Source organism: Pseudomonas sp. Tof1 (assembly GCF_055390395.1).
The window spans coordinates 3280645-3298234 of sequence record NZ_AP024344.1; the positions used below are offsets into that span (position 1 = coordinate 3280645).

The 17590-nt window shown below is 62.6% G+C and carries 12 protein-coding genes; 4 read left to right on the forward strand and 8 right to left on the reverse strand.

What is annotated here, in order from left to right; all coding sequences use genetic code 11:
- Positions 1-21: 21 nt before the first annotated feature.
- Positions 22-864, reverse strand: a complete 843-nt coding sequence (gene ku, locus ACZ5KU_RS14985) for a non-homologous end joining protein Ku (RefSeq protein WP_054061028.1) — start codon at positions 862-864, stop codon at positions 22-24.
- Positions 865-1197: 333 nt separating this feature from the next.
- Between ku and ACZ5KU_RS14990 the strand changes: the two genes are divergently transcribed.
- The gene (locus ACZ5KU_RS14990; RefSeq protein ID WP_054061027.1) at positions 1198-2418 is read left to right on the forward strand and encodes an HD-GYP domain-containing protein; all 1221 of its coding nucleotides are present in this window, start codon (positions 1198-1200) and stop codon (positions 2416-2418) included.
- A gap of 157 nt (positions 2419-2575) precedes the next feature.
- On the opposite strand, the gene ACZ5KU_RS14995 is transcribed toward ACZ5KU_RS14990, so the two are convergent.
- A complete protein-coding gene (locus ACZ5KU_RS14995; protein ID WP_416768979.1) occupies positions 2576-4702 on the reverse strand; it encodes a sensor domain-containing protein in 2127 nt (708 codons plus the stop codon).
- Positions 4703-5170: 468 nt separating this feature from the next.
- Between ACZ5KU_RS14995 and ACZ5KU_RS15000 the strand changes: the two genes are divergently transcribed.
- Positions 5171-5902 carry a LuxR family transcriptional regulator gene (locus ACZ5KU_RS15000; RefSeq protein ID WP_081006095.1) on the forward strand — a complete coding sequence of 244 codons (732 nt, stop codon included), beginning with the start codon at positions 5171-5173 and terminating at the stop codon, positions 5900-5902.
- 105 nt (positions 5903-6007) lie between these two features.
- Here ACZ5KU_RS15000 and ACZ5KU_RS15005 read toward each other — a convergent pair whose 3' ends face one another.
- A complete protein-coding gene (locus ACZ5KU_RS15005; RefSeq protein WP_416768980.1) occupies positions 6008-6607 on the reverse strand; it encodes a LysE family translocator in 600 nt (199 codons plus the stop codon).
- A gap of 359 nt (positions 6608-6966) precedes the next feature.
- Between ACZ5KU_RS15005 and ACZ5KU_RS15010 the strand changes: the two genes are divergently transcribed.
- Positions 6967-7728, forward strand: coding sequence for an acyl-homoserine-lactone synthase (locus tag ACZ5KU_RS15010; RefSeq protein ID WP_160320672.1), 762 nt, complete (start codon positions 6967-6969; stop codon positions 7726-7728).
- 73 nt (positions 7729-7801) lie between these two features.
- Complete coding sequence (locus ACZ5KU_RS15015) at positions 7802-8620, forward strand: helix-turn-helix domain-containing protein (RefSeq protein WP_054061015.1); 819 nt, start codon at positions 7802-7804, stop codon at positions 8618-8620.
- Positions 8621-8667: 47 nt separating this feature from the next.
- Here the strand turns inward: ACZ5KU_RS15015 and ACZ5KU_RS15020 are convergent, their stop codons facing one another.
- The 5 genes from ACZ5KU_RS15020 to macA all read right to left on the reverse strand — a co-directional run bounded on the left by ACZ5KU_RS15020 (position 8668) and on the right by macA (position 17548).
- Positions 8668-11700, reverse strand: coding sequence for an efflux RND transporter permease subunit (locus ACZ5KU_RS15020; RefSeq protein ID WP_416768981.1), 3033 nt, complete (start codon positions 11698-11700; stop codon positions 8668-8670).
- Positions 11697-12797, reverse strand: a complete 1101-nt coding sequence (locus tag ACZ5KU_RS15025; RefSeq protein WP_054064592.1) for an efflux RND transporter periplasmic adaptor subunit — start codon at positions 12795-12797, stop codon at positions 11697-11699. The genes ACZ5KU_RS15020 and ACZ5KU_RS15025 overlap by 4 nt, the downstream gene beginning before the upstream one ends.
- Positions 12794-14221 carry an efflux transporter outer membrane subunit gene (locus ACZ5KU_RS15030; RefSeq protein ID WP_416768982.1) on the reverse strand — a complete coding sequence of 476 codons (1428 nt, stop codon included), beginning with the start codon at positions 14219-14221 and terminating at the stop codon, positions 12794-12796. Before ACZ5KU_RS15030 ends, ACZ5KU_RS15025 begins: the two co-directional genes overlap by 4 nt.
- Before the next feature lie 205 nt (positions 14222-14426).
- Complete coding sequence (locus ACZ5KU_RS15035; protein WP_054064594.1) at positions 14427-16388, reverse strand: MacB family efflux pump subunit; 1962 nt, start codon at positions 16386-16388, stop codon at positions 14427-14429.
- A gap of 2 nt (positions 16389-16390) precedes the next feature.
- Entirely contained in the window at positions 16391-17548 is a 1158-nt protein-coding gene (macA, locus tag ACZ5KU_RS15040; RefSeq protein ID WP_054064595.1) for a macrolide transporter subunit MacA, read from the reverse strand.
- Between the last annotated feature and the right edge of the window lie 42 nt (positions 17549-17590).

A 17590-nucleotide genomic window follows, 5' to 3' on the forward strand; every position in this document is an offset into this window, starting at 1 on the left:
GGCGGGCCTGCGCCTTCACCCTCAGGATGCCTGGCGGGGTCGTTTCGCCGCCGGCTTCTTCTTCGTCCTGGCGCCACCGCCCCCCGCCAGGCTGCGCTTGAGCAGTTCGGTCAGGTCGATAATATCCGCCCCCTTCTCGCCGCCCTCCTCGCCCTTGTCCACGGTCTCGATCCTGCCCTTGCTGGCTTTCTCCTGAACCAGGTCGAGAATGGTCTGGCGAAACGCATCATGGTAATCGTCAGGCGTCCAGGGCCCGCTCATCTCTTCCACCAGCCGCTTGGCCATCTCCCGTTCACGTTTGTCCAGCTTGCTGGCGGTCACACTGCTGTCCAGCTCCAACGTGTCCAGCCCGCGCACTTCATCGGGCCAACGCAGGGTGATCAGCACCAGCGCCGCGTCCAGTGGCCGCAACAGCGCCAGGTGCTGGCGGGTGTGCAGCACCACCGTGGCCAGGGCGACCTTGCCAGTGCTGTGAAGGGTTTCGCGCAATAAGGCATAGACCTTGCCGCCGCGCTGGTCCGGGCTGAGGTAGTACGGCGTATCGAAGTGTTGCAAGGGGATCTCGCTGGCCTCGACGAAAGAGAAGATATCGATGGTCTGGGTTGCGGCGGGTCGGGCCTGGCGGATCTCTTCTTCGCTGATCACCACATAGCGGCCCTTTTCGTACTCCACGCCCTTGACGATGTTGTCCTTTTCGATCTCCTTGCCGGTCACCTTGTTCACCCGCTTATAGCCCACCGGGTCCATGCTGCGCTTGTCGAGCCAGTCGAAATCCACGCCCTGGGCATGCACGGCAGTGTTCAGGGATACCGGGATATGCACGAGACCGAAGCTGATCGCACCTTTCCAGAGGGCTCGGGCCATGGTTGCCTCCTAGGGATGAATCGGGGTGGGCGGGCTGCTTGCAGTTTCACAGCCAACGCCTTGGCCCACTGAAAACGGGGCCCTTATTCCAATTGACTACACCACATGGCAAAAGGTTTATTTCATTGAAGGCCAGCAAGGCGAGCGTGCCCAGGATCGTAACTCAGGCCTCTGTGGGAGCAGGCGTTCCTGACCTGCGCAGCCAACGTCTATCTTGACTATAAACAGGCATTGGCCCAAACAATGGACTGAGATGGCGTAATACTGGCCATCGAATGAGAGTTGCTTTCAATCGCAGGACTTGAGTGCTTACCTGGATACAGGCTGTCTGCCATGTTGAAACGTATAAAAACCACTGATCTTTGTGTTGGCATGTACATCAAGGAACTGTGCGGCTCCTGGATGGACCATCCTTTCTTGAGGGGGCGATTTCTGCTCAGTAGTGAGCAGGATCTCAAGCAGATTCTGAACTCTTCGGTTTCTCAGGTCTGGATCGATACCGACAAGGGACTCGATATACCCCCTGGTGCGCTCAGCCTCTCACCCGAGGAGGCGGCACAACAGGCTGATGAACGCCTTGAGGACATCGCCGAGAAAACCGTGGTGATCCGTTCGAGCATGGAGGATGAACTGGCCTCGGCCCGGCGGATTTGCGAACGGTCAAAGGCGGCTGTGGTGGAGATGTTCAGCCATGCACGGATGGGGGCGGTGATCGATCTCGATGACGTCGATACAGTGGTGGACGATATCGCCCACTCCATTCATCGACACCCCAATGCCCTGATCAGCCTGGCCCGGCTGAAAACGGCCGATGAGTACACCTACCTGCACTCCGTGGCGGTGTGCGCATTGATGATCGCCCTGGCCCGCCAACTCGGACTGTCCGAGGCGTTGGTGCACGAAGCGGGCATTGCCGGCCTATTGCACGACATCGGCAAGGCCTCGGTACCCGATGCGATTCTCAACAAGCCCGGCAAGCTCGACAACGCCGAGTTCGAATTGATCCGTCGACATCCACAGGCCGGCGGTGAGATTCTGGTGCTCTGCCATCACGTCAGTGCGCTGGCCGTGGATGTCTGCCTCCACCATCATGAGAAGATCGACGGTTCAGGCTATCCGTCCAACCTCAAGGGCGAGCAACTCAGCCTGTTCGCCCGGATGGGCGCGGTGTGTGACGTCTACGATGCCATCACCTCCGATCGCCCCTACAAGAAAGGCTGGGGCCCTGCCGAATCGATTCACAAGATGGCGGAATGGCAGGGACATTTCGACGAGAACGTTTTCAAGGCCTTCGTTCGCACGGTCGGTATCTACCCGGTCGGCTCCCTGGTACGGCTCGAAAGCGGCGCGCTGGGGGTGGTGACGGAGCAGCATGAACGCTCTTTGCTCACGCCCAAGGTCAAGGTGTTCTTCATGACCAAGGGCCGTACGCCGATCCTGCCCCGAATCGTCGACCTTGCCAAGGTCTGCGGTGCGGACAGGATCGTGGGCCGGGAGTCGCCCGAGGCCTGGGGTTTTCGCCATCTTGACGAGTTGTGGAAAGGCGCACTCTGAGTGAATGAGCCAGATGGAGCTTACGCATGGGCGCGTGTGCAGCGAGTCGTCATCCAGCGCATAGACGATACGCAGACAGCCCGGCAGGCTGAGCGCGGGGCCGTGCACCACCGCCAGCCGGCAAGACTTCAGGACTCTTTCGCGGGCAAGCCCGCTCCTACAGGGAGGCCGCTGGTGACAAGCGTTCGTCCGCCTCCGGGGACAGGCTCCCCAGCCGCTCGTCCGCCGGCATCGGCCGTCCGAAGAAGTAGCCCTGGAAGTGCGAGCAACCTTCGATGATCAGTTGCTCCACCTGCTGGGCAGTCTCCACCCCTTCCGCGGTGGTCTTGATCAGCAGGCTGTTGCTCATGCCGGTAATGGCCCTGATGATCGCCAGCGCTTCCTTGCTATGGGCCATCTCGCGCACAAACGACATGTCGATCTTGATCCGGTCGAACGGGAACGAGCGCAGATAACCGAGTGACGAGTAGCCGGTGCCGAAGTCATCGAGGGAGATGGCCACGCCCAGGGCCTTCAGGGCCCGGAGCATGTTCACGTTCTCTTCGCTGTTGTCCAGCAGCACCGATTCGGTGATCTCCAGCTCCAGGCGTGACGGTGCCAGGCCGGCGTCCGCCAGGGCCAGCGCCACCGAATCCACCAGGCCAGGGTTCTTGAACTGGATCGGCGACAGGTTCACCGAAACGGTCTGCTCCGTGCCCCAACTGGCCGCCTCCTGACAGGCCAGGTTCAGGGCCCGGTTGCCGACCTCGTGGATCAGGCCGGTCTCTTCCGCCATGGAAATGAAGTCGCTCGGCATGATCATCCCCTTGGTCGGGTGCCGCCAGCGCAGCAGTGCCTCGTAGCCGGAGATCTCCTTGCCGCACCGGGTGACGATCGGCTGGTAGTGCAGTTGCAGATGACCGAAGTGCAGCGCCGTGCGCAGGTCGGTTTCCATGGTGCGACGATAGCGTGCCGCTTCGTCCAGCTGCGGCCTGAAGCGTTCGAAGCGACTGCGGCCGTTGCGCTTGGCCTCGTACAGCGCCATGTCCGCGTAGCCCATCAGTTGCTCGGGATGATGGTGGTCTTGCGGCGACAGGGCGATACCGATACTCATGCCGACCGAGCAGCTGTGGCCGTCGATCAGGAACGCCGGGCGAATCGCCTGGATCAGCCGTTGCGCGGTCATCTCGGCGACCTCGGCCGTCTCCAGATCCGGCAGGATCACCGCGAATTCGTCGCCGCCCAGCCGCGCCAGCGTGTCGTTGTCACGCAGTTCGGCCCGCAGGCGCGCGCTGAGTACCCGCAGCAGCTTGTCGCCGAAACCGTGGCCGAGGGCGTCGTTGACGTTCTTGAAGTCGTCCAGGTCCAGGCACAGCGTGGCAGTGATCCTGCCCGTGCCCTTGGCTTGCTGCAGCGCGTTTCTCAGCCGCTCGTGGAACAGCACGCGGTTTGGCAGGCCGGTGAGCGCGTCATGGTGGGCCATGTGGTGGATCTTGGCGTTCGCGGCCAGTTCGACGCTGACGTCCTCGGCGACGAACAGCACGTACTCGGAGGCATTGCCGGGGTCCTGGTTGAGCACGGTGCGGCTTCTGAGGGTTCTGGGGCCGCGATTGGTATTGACCAGGGTCTCGACGGTCCTGACCTGGCCGATGCGCAGGTCCTGGCTCATCTGCTGTTCGATGTAGGCGGCCGACTCCGCCGGCAGGCAGTCGGCCATGAGCTTGCCGACCATGCTGCCGCCGTTCGGCACGAACAGCGCCTCGGCCTGGTCGTTGGCCAGCAGCACCCGGTTGGTCTGCACGTCCTTGACGATGACGCTGGCGGGAATATTGGAAATGACCGAGTCGAGGAAGCGCGACAGCGAGGCCATCTCGGCGCTGTACTGCTCGGCCAGCACCTTGGCTTCCATCAGTTGCAGCTCGTTGTCGCGCTTCTCGGTGATGTCCCGGGTGATCTTGGCGAAGCCGATCAGTTGCCCGTGGTCATCATGAATCGCGTCGATCACCACGTGGGCCCAGAAGGTGCTGCCATCCTTCTTCAGGCGCCAGCCCTGGTCCTCGAAGCGGCCGGTCCGCCGGGCAATCTCCAGGTTCTGCGCCGGCTGGTCGCGCTCACGCTCCTCCTCGCTGTAGAACAGCGAGAAGTTCTTGCCGACGATTTCCCCGGCGGTGTACCCCTTGGCGCGCTCGGCGCCGGGATTCCAGTTCGCGACGATGCCCTCGGGAGTTAGCATGTAGATGGCATAGTCCACCACGCTCTGGATGAGCAGGCGGTACATGGCATCGGAATCGTCAATGAACTGCATACTGGCGAACCTCGGATAGCGCGGGGGGATGGTAAACAGCGGGCACATCCGTGTGCCCAAGGCAGTGGCATTATGCCGCCCAAAGAACTGAAGCGATACAAACGTAACGTCCGTGTGCTGGCAAGATTCAGCCTGGGCCAGGACGCTGTCATCCCTTGGAGGGAGCCAACTGCCGTGTTCCGTTCTTCGCGAATGAACCGGGACGCCCTGCCGAGGAACTTGTTCGTGACTGGGCGGTCACACAGTTCCTCCGGTACGGACTGAATCGTCGCGAAGGACCTGACCACCCTGGCCGGTCAAGGCAAGGGAATGACGTCAAACATGAGTGATTCAGTCGGTTTTTTACCCTGGATGATTTCACTTTGACACATGTTGAAATGGTTTTTCGTCGATGTTATAAAACAGATGTCACCCCCCACTACGGATGCATAAATCGGCGCACATTGAGCTGACCGGAGCCCGTTTCTCATGCCCAAACTCCGCACAATCAAACATACGTTTGATCTGGCTAGAGAAGTTGAAAACAACATGCCTGGGGCCAGCGAAAAAACCTATGTCGAAGTCTTGAGCTGGGCACTTCAAAAGCTGGAAATAACACGATTCGCCTATGTCTACGCCGACTCGCACTTAATCGAAAACGGCGAAATTTCCATTCATGGAAACTATCCGCAAGAATGGGTCGACACCTATCGCAAACAGGCACTCTACAAGTCCGATCCGGTCATGGCCAATGCCGCCATCACCTCATCCCCTTTTTTCTGGGCGACGATACACGACCGTGCCCGTACTCCCAACAAAGTCTTCGAGCAATCCGCCCGTTATGGTATCGACCAGGGCTTCAGCATTCCCACTCATGAGCCCGGCAGTGCTTTCGGTTCATTGCACTTGCCCTGTGTCGAAGGCGACCCTGACTTTGAACGCATCATTCACTCGAATCTGTTCCTGATCCAGGCAATCAGTACCATCATCCATCAGCATCGGCCAATTGAAGAGAACCAGGAAGAGTTGCTGTCACTGAGCCCCAGGGAAATCGAGTTTCTACACTGGCTGGCCCTTGGCAAGAACTATCAGGAGATTGGCCTGATCATGAATATCACTGAACGCACGGTGAAATTCTACGCCAAGAAAATTACCGAGAAACTGGGTTGCACCAATATCAGACAGGCCATGGTCAAGGCCATTCGCTACAATATTTTCTAACCGATAGTCCCGAGTCAGCCCCTCTTTCCTTCCCCGCGGGTCTCTCACCGCCGAGGCCGACCCGGTTATCGTCTTGATCTTTTCCAGCATTGCGCCAGGAATCTTTCAGGCCAGGATGACTTTCGAGGCCAAGTTGTAAAAGGCCATGCTGGCAAACAGCCCGATGACCAATGAAACGAATTTATTGACCCTGTTGCCCGATAGGAGCGCTGAGAAATTGCGTTCGCAAAACGCCCCCAGACTCACCCAGACAAGAGCCACGGGCAGAATCACCAGGGAAAAGACGGCCATGAATTCCAGGTAGCTTTGCAGATGCAGGAAGGTGCCTGGCGGGGCCACGAATGAGGCGAAAAACAGCCCTTTCGGGTTGGTCAGGGTCGCCACGAACATAGCCGAAACCGAGATGGCAGAAGGCTTTCCGGAGGCATCGACCTGCGCCGAAAACCACAACTTAAAGGAAATGTAGAACAGGAACATCACCGCCAGGCTCTTGGTCAGCACCACCACCCATGCGTGATCCTGCGTCAGCGCATCGATGAAGACTCCCCACGCGGTGATCTGGATCAGGTAGGCCGTCCATTCGGCGAGAACCAACTTCAGTGAATAAGTCCCCAGACCACGAATGACCCCCGACTGCAGCAGCAGCGAGTTCGTCGGACCTGGTACCAGCAATACTGTCAACATCGCAATTACAACGTAGTACATGACACGCCCCCTAAAAATTCCGCAATGGATTTATTTTCCGCTCGACTTGTTCCGCAGTCTGGAAAAGTCGTTCTTCCCTGCCTCGCCGATTAAAGGCGGGTGCACCTTGCCTTTGTTTCAATTTGATGAATAATCACCCTCGGCACTTCGAGTCACGAGCAATTCGTGATCGCTGTCACAGAATCGTAAATTCCGCCATGCGATCGGTGCGAGCCTGATAATGAGCGGCGAGCTCGGTATTCGGACGATGGTAATTAGACAGCAGTTCTCCTTCAGCCGGCAGCTGCACTTAAGTACAGTTGCCGCGCTTACCCGGGATCAATAACAATATGCATCTATCTCCTCCTCGCGACGCATTTATGATTGGTTATGCCCCTCACTCGTACCTGTTTTCCTGGACCTCTTATATTTTTTCCAAGGTGCATGTCGCTGTCGCCAGCTACTCTGAACTCCCCTCCCATGTATTAGAGCAAATACTCAGTATTCGTAAGGCCGCCTTTATCGATCGACGCAAGTGGCATATTGCAAGCTACTGCGGCAGTGAATATGAATTCGACGAATACGACGATGACGATGCCCTCTACCTCTATACCCACAAAGGCGTTCAAGTGACCGGTTGTGTCAGACTTCGCCCCTCCTATAAACCGACCCTGATCTGTGGTGCATTGAACTTCGTCCTGAGCGATGATCGCTCCAGGCCAAACCTGATCGACTGCTGGGAAGCCAGTCGCTTTGCCTTGTTGAACAGCGACACTTCGGACAGCGGCTTTACCGAAGCCAAAGTTGACCTGCGCACCGTCGCGCTGTTCCTGGCCATGTTGCAGTTCGCCTCCACTCAAGAAATCGGTACTTATGAAGTCATTGTCGACGCCCTGATGGAGAAAGTTCTAAAACGCTCCGGCTGGACGGTCGCCCGACGCAATGTCGTGCAAGGCAGCAAAGGCGAAAAAGTCATCTACGGCACGCTGGAATGCACGCCAGCCATCTACCACCGAATACTCAGGATCAATCATGTGCAACGCCTGACCGAAAGACCGCCACCCATGGCCGCACTGCGGACTTTCGACGACGGCGCACTGCGTTCACCCAGCCCCAGCCAACTGATGACCTCGACCCACTGATACGTACCCGAAAAATCTCATGGAACCTTGGGCGGCGCCCTGCGGTTGTGCCCAACAGCAAAATGGAGACCTGATGAATCTGCAATGGCTTTTCCCCTCTGTCGGCAAGGTGATTGCCAGTACTGGCAATCGTCATTTTCCGCGCATGCTGCATGACCTGATCACGGCACAACTGCCGGTCGATGCCACGCACATCACCGAACTGCGCCTCGATACCGCCGATCCGACCAGTTCGAGCATCGGCGGCGTGGGCATCAGCCCGATCTGCACCGATACCCTGATGAACGCCGCTGCGGTCAAATGGCCCGCGCCGCCCGTCGATGACGCTGTCGGGGCGTGGCCGCAAACCGAACTGACCTGCTGCCAACACGCCTCCACCATGCACACCCGCCCCAACCACCTGCACCTGATCTGTCGTACCCGGAGTCGTTGCTACGCCCTGTCCCTCTACCGCCCCGCGCCATCGCCAGGTTTTTCCCCGCAGGAATGTGCGTTCCTCCAGGAGTTTTCCTGCGTCCTGCTGCCGATAATCGGCGAACATGTCGAGGCCCTGTTGCCGACACCGAGCCACCCCCAAGACCTTTCGGCGACCGAGGAGCTGGATGGCAGCGGTCTGGATGCCTTGCGCCAGCGCTTCCTCGAACGCCTGGAAATGTTCGGCGTGAACCTGTCCTCCCGGGAAACCGAAGTCTGCGTCGGCCTGCTCGCCGGGCGCACCGCTCCGGAATTGGCCGAGCAGTTGGCGCTGCGGGTCAATACCGTGGAAAGCTACCTCAAGCGCGCCTCCATCAAGATGGGCATCGGCGGTCGCCGTTCGCTGATCCGCTGGATGCATTCGGCCGACGCCAAGGCTGCCCCGGAGAGTTCCAACACGCTGCAAAATGCCCTCTGAATCCATTTCCCGGTTATTGAAAGCACCTCGATGGCGGTCCATTCCGCCTATCGGGGTACACGCACAAGCCGCTTGATCCCTTCGAGCCCGTCGTCGACATAGGTGAAAATCACCGGCACCACCAGCAGGCTCAGGACCGTCGAAGCCAGCAGGCCACCAATCACCACCACGGCCATCGGCTGGCGAAAGCCCGATTCCCCGCCCCAGCCCAATGCCGTCGGCAACATTCCCGCGCCCATGGCGATGGTGGTCATCAGAATCGGCCGGGCGCGTTTGTGACAGGCATCGATCAAGGCGTCGTGGCGACGCATGGCCTGGTCCCGGCGGGCCATGATTGCGTACTCCACCAGCAGGATCGAGTTCTTGGTCACGATCCCCATCAGCATCAACAGCCCAATGACCGACGCCATGGAAAAACTCATGCCACCCAGCAGCAGGGCCAACAAGGCGCCGCCCAGCGACAGAGGCAAGGCCGAAAGAATGGTGAAAGGCTGCATGAAGTCATGAAACAGCAGCACCAACACCGAGTAGATGCAGAACACGCCGACGGCCATGGCCAGGCTGAAATTGCCGAACAGTTCGCTCATCAGTTGCAGCTCGCCCTGCTCCACCAGCTTCACTTGCCCGGGCAGGTGCTGCAGGCCCGGCAGTTGCCGGGCTTCATCCATCACTTCGCCGACATTGCGGCCATTGAGTTCGATGGACAGGGTGATGTTGCGCAGGCGGTCCAGCCGGTCGATCTGCGCCGGCCCGCTGCCCATGCCGATCTCGCCCAGGGATGCCAGCGCAACCTGGCCGTCGTGGCCCCTGACCCGCAACTGGGCGATGCGCTCCAGGTCGGTGCGCACCTGCGGTTGCATGCGAACCCGCACGTCGACCTGACGCTGGGACAGGTTGACCTTGCCCAGGGACGATGAATATTCGCCATAGGTTGCCATGCGCAAGGTGTCGGCAATGTCCTGGCTGCTGATACCCAGCTCGGCTGCGCGCACGTAGTCGGGGCGCATCTGGATCTCCGGCCTTTGCACCGCGGTACTCGATGTCACGTTGCCGATCCCCCTGAGTTGGCGCAACTGGGGTTCGAGAGCACTGGCGGTGCGTTCGAGCAGGTCGCCATCGTCACTGGCCAGGACGATGTCCAGGCGTTCCCCGCTGCGGTCGCCGCCGACATTGACCCGCACCCCGGGCAGGCTGCGCAGCGCCTCGCGCATCTTCGCCTCGACCGCGGACTGCTTGAGGGCGCGCTCGTCGCGTGGCAGCAGGTCGACCGTCAGGCTCGCCTTGCGATTGCCGCCGCCGGAGATATCGCCGCTGCCCACCGCGGCGAAAACATGCGCCACCTCGGGAATCGTGCGCAGGCGGGCATCGGCCTGCAAGACCATGGCGGCGGTCTGCTCCAGGCTGCTGCCGGGCACGAGTTCCAGGCTGATGGTGCTGCGCGCATTGTCCTGGGCCGGCAGAAAACTGGTGGGCAACAGTGGGATCAGCGCCAGGGAGCCGAGCAGCAGCAGGCCGACCAGGGCCATGGTGGTCCGGCGTCGGCTCAGGCTGGTGCGGATCCAGCCCAGGTAACGGATCATCAAGCCGCCATCCTGCTCTACATGGGACCTGGCCCTGAGCACATGGGCCGCCATCATCGGCGTCAGCATGCGCGCCACCAGCAGGGAAAACAGCAGCGCCGCGCTGGCGGTCACGCCGAACTGGCGGAACAGCTTGCCGGATATCCCGCCCATGAACGCCGTGGGCAGAAACACCGCCACCAGGGTCACGGTGGTCGCCACCACCGCCAGGCCGATTTCGTCGGAGGCCTCGATCGCCGCCTGGCGCGGGCTTTTGCCCAGGCGCAGGTGCCGGGCGATGTTCTCCACTTCGACGATGGCATCATCCACCAGGATGCCGATCACCAGCGCCAGGGCCAGCAGGGAAATGGTATTGAGGGTGAAACCGGCAAAATACATCACGCCAAAGGTGGGAATGATCGACAACGGCAGCGCGGTCGCCACGACGAGGGTGGCCCGCCAGTCACGCAGGAACCAGCCGACCACCAGGACGGCCAGCAGCATGCCCTCGTACAGCAGGGTCATGGAGCCGCGATAGTTCTCCAGCACCGGCGCGACGCTGTTGCTCGCCTCTTGGATGCGGATATCCGCATGCTGGACGTCGAATTCGTCGATCGCGCGACGCACATCCGCCGTCACCCCGATATCGGAGAAACCCAGGGAACGCATCACCTGGAAGCCGATGACCGGCTTGCCGTCACGAAAGGCCCGGGTGCTGCGCTCGGCATGGGTATCGCGGACCGAGCCCAGTTGCTGCAGAGCCACCATGCGTCCATCGCCGGTGGGCAGGCGAACGGTGCCGAGCTGCGCCGGGTCGTCGATCGCCGCCAGGATGCGCAGGGCCTGCTGGCCGCTGCCCAGATCGCCCTGGCCGCCGGAGTTGTCTTTCTGCATCGCCCGCAGGCGAGCGGCCACGTCCGTCACGCCAAGCCCCAACCCTGCCATCATGGCCGGATCGAGGTCGACCTGGATCTCCCGATCCACCCCGCCGACCCGGACGACCTTGGCGACGCCCCGCACGGCCAGCAGGTGCTTGCTCAATTCATTGTCGATGAACCAGGACAAGGCTTGCTCGTTCATCCGCGGGGCATCGACCACGTAGGTCAGCAGCGCCGAGGTATTGGTGGTCAGGCGCGACACCGACGGCGTGTCGAGGCTCGCCGGCAATTCGGCCCTGGCGCTGTCCACTGCGTTGCGCACTTCGTTGAGGGCTTCGTTGCCGTCCTTGTCGATGGCAAAGGTGACGTTGATGCTGACGCTGCCTTCGGTAATCGAGGTCGTCACATGTTGCAGCAGACGCAGCGACGTCAGCTTGTCTTCGAGCTTGCGCGCCACCTCGGTTTCCAGTTGTTCGGGCGCCGCCCCTTCCAGCGATGCACTGATGACCACCGTGGGCAGGTCGGTGTCCGGAAAGTCCTGGATGCCGAGCCGATCCAGGCCAAACACGCCGAACAGGGTCAGCAGCACGAACAGCATGACCGCCGGTACCGGGTAGCGGATCGACAGTGCGGAGATGTTCATCGCTCGTCCGCCTTGTGGACCAGGGTCACGCTGGCCCCGTCGCTGAGGAAGGCGCCTCCGCTGCGCACGATCCGCGCCTGCTCGGTCAGCCCGGCGACGATTTCCACGGCCCGCCCGCGCCGGCGCCCGACTTCCACCCCCTGCTGGGTGACATGCATGTCCTCGCCCAGCACGAACACATAGGAGCGGCCATCGCGCAGGACCACGGCGGTATCCGGAACGGTCAGCGCCGCGCGGTCGGCCAGCTCGATGCGGCCGCTGGCATACATGCCGGCCCGTGCCGATGAGTCGCCGGGCAAGGAGACATAGACCAGCGCGCGGCTGGTCTTGCTGTCCAGCACCGGCGCAACCAGGCGCACCCGCCCCCGCACCTGCGTGCCATCCGGCAGTTCCAGCTCGGCGGATTGTCCGGCGCGTACCTGCGGCAACTGCCGCGCATCGAGTTCGGCCTGCCATTCGACGCGACCGGCGCGGATCATCCGGAACAATTCGCTGCCGGCGGCCACCACATCGCCGAGCAAAGCCTTGCGCCCGGAGATGATGCCATCGTCCACCGCGACGATACGGGTCTGCGCGAGCCGGATGCGGGTGCTGCGCAGATCGGCGTTCGCCGACGCCAGGTTGGCCTCGGCGGTCTGTACCTTGACCCGGTACTCCTCCAGTTGCTGCTCCGACAAGGCGCCGCTCTGCCCGACCACCGCCGCGCGTCGCTCGTTGGAGCGCGCCTCCTGCAACTGTGCGGCCGCCTGGGCCACCGCGGCCTTCTGTTTGTTTTCGTCGGCCTGCACACTGGCATCGGCCAGGGTGGCCAGGACCTGCCCCTTGCGCACCCGGTCGCCGATATCGGCGTTCAGGCTGGCGATGCGCAAACTGCCGGTCTCGGCGCTGATCAGCACCTCCTGCCAGGGCGCGAGGGCTCCGCTGGCCACCAGCACCTGTGGCCAGTCTTCACGGCGCGGCTGCACCGCCTCGACGCTCAGGCTGGTAGCCACCACGGGCGTGGCCGCCGGTGCCGGCGCGGCGCGACCGAAGAGCAGCCATCCCGAGAGCGCGAGCCCAGCCAGTGCCAGCAGGCCATGGCCTGCCGTCAGCCTCATGCCCCACCCCGCTTCGGCACTTCGCCCGCCAGCCCGTCGCGGTCCTGCCAGCCGCCGCCGAGGGCCTTGTACAGGGCGATCCAGTAGCGCACCTGGTTCTGTTGCAGGGTGATCAGTTCGATCTGCGCCGACAACGCCGAGCGTCGTGCCAGCTCACGGTCGAGCAGGCTGGCGTTGCCGGCCTGCCAGTTGCGATCGACGGCCTGGAAATACGCCTCGTAACCTTGCGTGGCGCGCCGGGCATCGGCCTCCGAGCGGCGCGCGGCGTCCAGGCGCACCAGCGATTGTTCGACCTCCAGCACGGCCGTGCGCAGGGTCTGCCGATAGGTTGCCAGGGCCGAGTCATAGCCGGCCCGGGCCGAGTCCACGGCCGCCCGCCGCTTGCCGCCATCGAACAGCGGGACACTGAGCTGCGGCCCCAGGCTCCAGGTTCGGCTGTATTGGCCGGTGGTGGTGCCCACGGCCAAGGAGCCGACCAGGCCGAGACTGGGCAGTCGGTCGGCCTGGGCGGCTCCGATCTGCGCATTGGCGGCCGCCAGTTCGCGTTCGCTGGCGGCCAGGTCCGGACGCTGGCGAACCAGGTTGGCGGGCACTTCCCGCACATCCAGCAAGGCCGGCTCCGGCAGGCGCGGCGGCAGATCGCCGAGCACTTCACGCACCTTGTCCTCACTGCTGCCGGACAGGGCCACCAGGCTCTTGAGCAGCACATCGCAGGCGCTTTGCTGATTGGTCAGGGTCGCGAGGCTCGCAGCGGCACTGGCATCGGCCAGCGCGGCATCGGCGGCGGAGGTGAAACCGGCCTGGTGCGACAGCCGGGTCAGGCGCGCGGTCTGTTCCTGGGATTGCGCCTGGTCGCGGTAGGCGTTGACCAACAGCTGACAGCCGCGGTACTGCACGAAGTCATCACCGACCTCAGCCGCCAGGGATACCCTGGCGTCATGCCAGTCATCGACCCGGGCCTGCAGCAGATGGCGCGAAGCTTCGTCGCTGCGGCGCAGCTTGCCGAACAGGTCCAGTTCCCAGCTCGCATCGAGGGTCGCCCCGGAGGTGCTGCCGACCTTGTTCAGGGCACGCTGGCTGACGCCGGCCCGCGCCTTGCTCAAGCCGCCGTTGAGTTGCGGCCGGCCATCGGCCAGGCTGCCGTCCAGGGTCGCACGGGCCTGGGCGATGCGGGCCAACGCCTGGTCGAGGGACGGGCTGTCGGCCTCGGCCAGGCGCAGCAGCGCCGCCAGTGCCGGGTCATTGAACTGCCGCCACCAGTCGTCCAGCCCCACCACCGAAGCGCCATGGGGCAGCGGCGCATACCAGCGGCTCGCCACCTTCACCTGTGGCCGCTGGTAGTCCGGACCCAGGGTGCAGCCGCCCAGCAGCGCCGCGCACAGCACGGGCAGCAGCAAGCGGGCAGCAGGTTTGGCGATAGGCATAACGCTCTCGCAGACTCCGAGCACAGGTGTCAGGGGAAATGAGGACATCGGGTCAATACGGGGACGGGCACGGGAACCGCGCCCGCCCTGCCACATCGCCCTTTCGTGGCCTGCATTTAACCCCAGCGACAGTGGCCTGTCTGGCATGGGAAATGGGGACATTCCGGGGCGCCGGGCAGGAGCCGCGCGAGCTCCTGCGGTTCGCTCAATCGCGTGCCAATGCCTCGATCGGGTTGAGCCGGGCGGCATTGCGCGCCGGCACGAAGCCGAACACGATGCCGATCAGCGTCGAACAGATGAAGGCGGTGACGATCGAGCTGAGCGAGAACACCATCTTCCATTCCTTGACCAGCAGCGAGAACACATAGCCGATCCCGAACGACAGGCTGATGCCGATGATCCCGCCGAGCAGGCAGACCATCACCGCCTCCACCAGGAACTGCTGGCGGATATCCGACTGGCGCGCCCCCACCGCCATGCGGATGCCGATTTCGCGGGTTCGTTCAGTCACCGACACCAGCATGATGTTCATCACGCCGATACCGCCCACCGCCAGGGAAATCACCGCGATCAAGGACAACAGCAGGGCCAGCGACTGGCTGGTCTTCTGTACGGTCTGCATGACGCTGTCGAGGTTGTAGGTGAAGAAGTCCTTGGTGCCGTGACGCCTTTCCATCAGCTTGTTGATGTTGTCCTCGACCACCTTGCTCGGCTGCCCGTCCCTGGCCCGCACCGTGATGCTGTCCAGGAAGCGCTGGCCCAGTACGCGACCGGAAGCGGTTTCGAAGGGCATCCAGATGTTCAGGCTCTTGCTGGTGTTGAAAATGCTCTTCCTGTCCTCGGTCACGCCGATCACCGTGCACGGCAGGTTATCCACCAGGATCACCTGGCCCAGCGGGTCCGCCGAGGCGCCGAACAGGCGGATGCGGGTGTTGTGATCGATCACCACCACCTGGGCCTGGCGCCTTGCGTCATCCTGGTTGAACGGTACCCCCAGGCCCATCTTGATGCCACGCACCTGGAAGTAGCTGGGGCTGACCCCACTGACGGTCGCCGTCACATCGATATTGCGGTAGCGCACCAGCAGGCTGCGCCCGATGTTCGGCGAGGCACTGTCGATGTAGTACTCGCTGTTGAGGGCCGCCACATCGGAAAGCGCCAGGGTTTCGATGGACCCCGCCTTGTTGTCGCCGAAGTCGTTGCCGGGGAAGATCTCGATGGTGTTGCTGCCGATCGCCTGGATATCCTTGAGCACGTACTCCTTGGCCCCCTCGCCGATCGCCACGATCGACACCACCGAAGTGATGCCGATGATGATCCCGAGCATGGTCAGCAAGGTGCGCATGCGGTGCGAGATCAGCGCCACCCAGGCCATCACGAAAGCCTCCTGGAACAGTGCGAGAGCGGCCATCAGGCGGTTGCCCTGCCGGGGCTTGGCCGGTGGGCGCTGCGCGGTTTTCCCGCCCTCCACCGGACGATTCGGGTTGGGCCGGTCACTGACGATCTCGCCGTCGCGGATCTCGATGATACGCTCGGCATGGGCAGCGACCTTGTCATCGTGGGTGACCAGGATCACCGTGTGCCCGGCCGCATGCAGCTCCAGCAGGATCTTCATCACCTCCTTGCCGCTGGCGCTGTCCAGGGCCCCGGTGGGTTCGTCGGCGAGAATGATTTCGCCGCCGTTCATCAGGGCCCTGGCGATACTGACCCGCTGCTGCTGGCCACCGGACAGTTGGTTGGGGCGGTGCTCCAGGTGCGCCGCCAGTCCCAGGCGTTCAAGCAGTTCATGGGCACGGCTGTTGCGCCTGCTCTCACCGGTGCCGGCGTAGACCGCCGGCATTTCCACGTTCTGGCTGGCCGCCAGGTGCGGCAACAGGTGATAGCGCTGGAAAATGAAACCGAAGTGATCGCGACGCAGTTGCGCCAGCTCATCGTCCGTCAGGCTGCCGGTTTCGCGCCCGTCGACCTTGTAGCTGCCGGTGTTGGCCTGGTCCAGGCAGCCGAGCACGTTCATCAGGGTCGACTTGCCGGAGCCCGAGGCGCCGGTGATCGCCACCAGTTCACCGGCATTGATCGTCAGGTTGATGTCCTTGAGCGCGACGAAGTCCTTCTCGCCGGCGACGAAACGGCGGGTAATCCCCTTGAGTTCCAACAGAGGCCGGCTCATGGTCAGGCCCCCGCTACCGCAGGTGTCGCGGACGGCTCGCCAATGACCACCTTGTCACCCTCGGCCAGGCCGGTCTTGATCTCCACCCGGACATTGTTGTTGATGCCGGTCTGTACGTTGCGCACCTGGGCCTGGCCCTGCGCGTCGAGTACCCGCACCGGGAACGTGCCGTCCTTGTTCTTCTCGCCCAGGGCCGCTACCGGCACCGTCAGTACCTCCTTGGCCCGGTCACGCACGATATGCACCTGGGCGGTCATGGAAATGCGCAGGCGGTGATCGGGGTTCGGCACATCGAACAAGGCGTTGTAGAACACCGCGGTATTCTGCTTGGGCGTACCGGCGGTCTGGGTTTCCAGGAAGTTCTGCGGTGCCGGCTCGGTCCCCCTCAGCTTGGCGTAGTAGCGCTTGTCGACATCCCCCAGAATGGTGAAATACACCTCCTGACCCGGGCTGATATGAATCACGTCGGCCTCGGAGACCTGGGCCTTGATGGTCATGGTGTCCAGGTCGGCGAGCTTGAGGATCACCGGCGCCAGCTGGTTGGCGATCACGGTCTGGCCTTCCTGGGTGACGATGCCCACCACGTCGCCGCTAATGGGCGCGACGATACGGGTGTAGCCCAGGTTGACCCTGGCGGTTTCCACCTGGATCCGCGCATCCCTGATCTGGGCCTCCAACGACAGCAGGTTGGCGGTCCGGACCTCGAAGTTCGATTGCGCGGTCTCGAAGTCCTGCTTGGAAATCGCATCGTCCTCGCGCAATTGCTTGTAGCGCTCGTAGGTGGACTTGGCATCCTTGAGCTGCGCCGCCGCCGCCTGTTTCTGCGCGGTCAGGTTCTGTTCATTGACCTGCGCCTGGCGCAGGGCGTTCTGCAGCACCACCGGGTCGATTTCCGCCAGCCACTGGCCCTCCTTGACCTTGTCGCCCAGCTTCACCTTCAGGGACTTGAGCTGGCCGGACACCTGCGCGCCGACATCGACCTGCCTGATGCCCTGCAGCACCCCGCTGGCCAGGACGGAGTTCTCGATGTCCGTGCGCTCGACACTGGCGGTCAGATACTCCGGCGGTTTGGCCGGTGCCTGGACGCTGTAGAACACAATCGCCGCCAGGACCAGCAGCACTGTCACGATTACCACTTTGCGAAACTTCAACTTTTTCATAGAAAGCCACGAATGCGTTGGAGGTTGACCCGGCGACCTCGC

Coding starts and splice junctions, on each gene's coding strand:
- ACZ5KU_RS15025 (WP_054064592.1), bottom strand. CDS start 12,797: ATGAGGCTGACGGCAGGCCATGGCCTGCTGGCACTGGCTGGGCTCGCG.
- ACZ5KU_RS15010 (WP_160320672.1), top strand. CDS start 6,967: ATGATTGGTTATGCCCCTCACTCGTACCTGTTTTCCTGGACCTCTTAT.
- ACZ5KU_RS15000 (WP_081006095.1), top strand. CDS start 5,171: ATGCCCAAACTCCGCACAATCAAACATACGTTTGATCTGGCTAGAGAA.
- ACZ5KU_RS15020 (WP_416768981.1), bottom strand. CDS start 11,700: ATGAACATCTCCGCACTGTCGATCCGCTACCCGGTACCGGCGGTCATG.
- ACZ5KU_RS14995 (WP_416768979.1), bottom strand. CDS start 4,702: ATGCAGTTCATTGACGATTCCGATGCCATGTACCGCCTGCTCATCCAG.
- ACZ5KU_RS15030 (WP_416768982.1), bottom strand. CDS start 14,221: ATGCCTATCGCCAAACCTGCTGCCCGCTTGCTGCTGCCCGTGCTGTGC.
- ACZ5KU_RS15005 (WP_416768980.1), bottom strand. CDS start 6,607: ATGTACTACGTTGTAATTGCGATGTTGACAGTATTGCTGGTACCAGGT.
- macA (WP_054064595.1), bottom strand. CDS start 17,548: ATGAAAAAGTTGAAGTTTCGCAAAGTGGTAATCGTGACAGTGCTGCTG.
- ku (WP_054061028.1), bottom strand. CDS start 864: ATGGCCCGAGCCCTCTGGAAAGGTGCGATCAGCTTCGGTCTCGTGCAT.
- ACZ5KU_RS15035 (WP_054064594.1), bottom strand. CDS start 16,388: ATGAGCCGGCCTCTGTTGGAACTCAAGGGGATTACCCGCCGTTTCGTC.
- ACZ5KU_RS14990 (WP_054061027.1), top strand. CDS start 1,198: ATGTTGAAACGTATAAAAACCACTGATCTTTGTGTTGGCATGTACATC.
- ACZ5KU_RS15015 (WP_054061015.1), top strand. CDS start 7,802: ATGAATCTGCAATGGCTTTTCCCCTCTGTCGGCAAGGTGATTGCCAGT.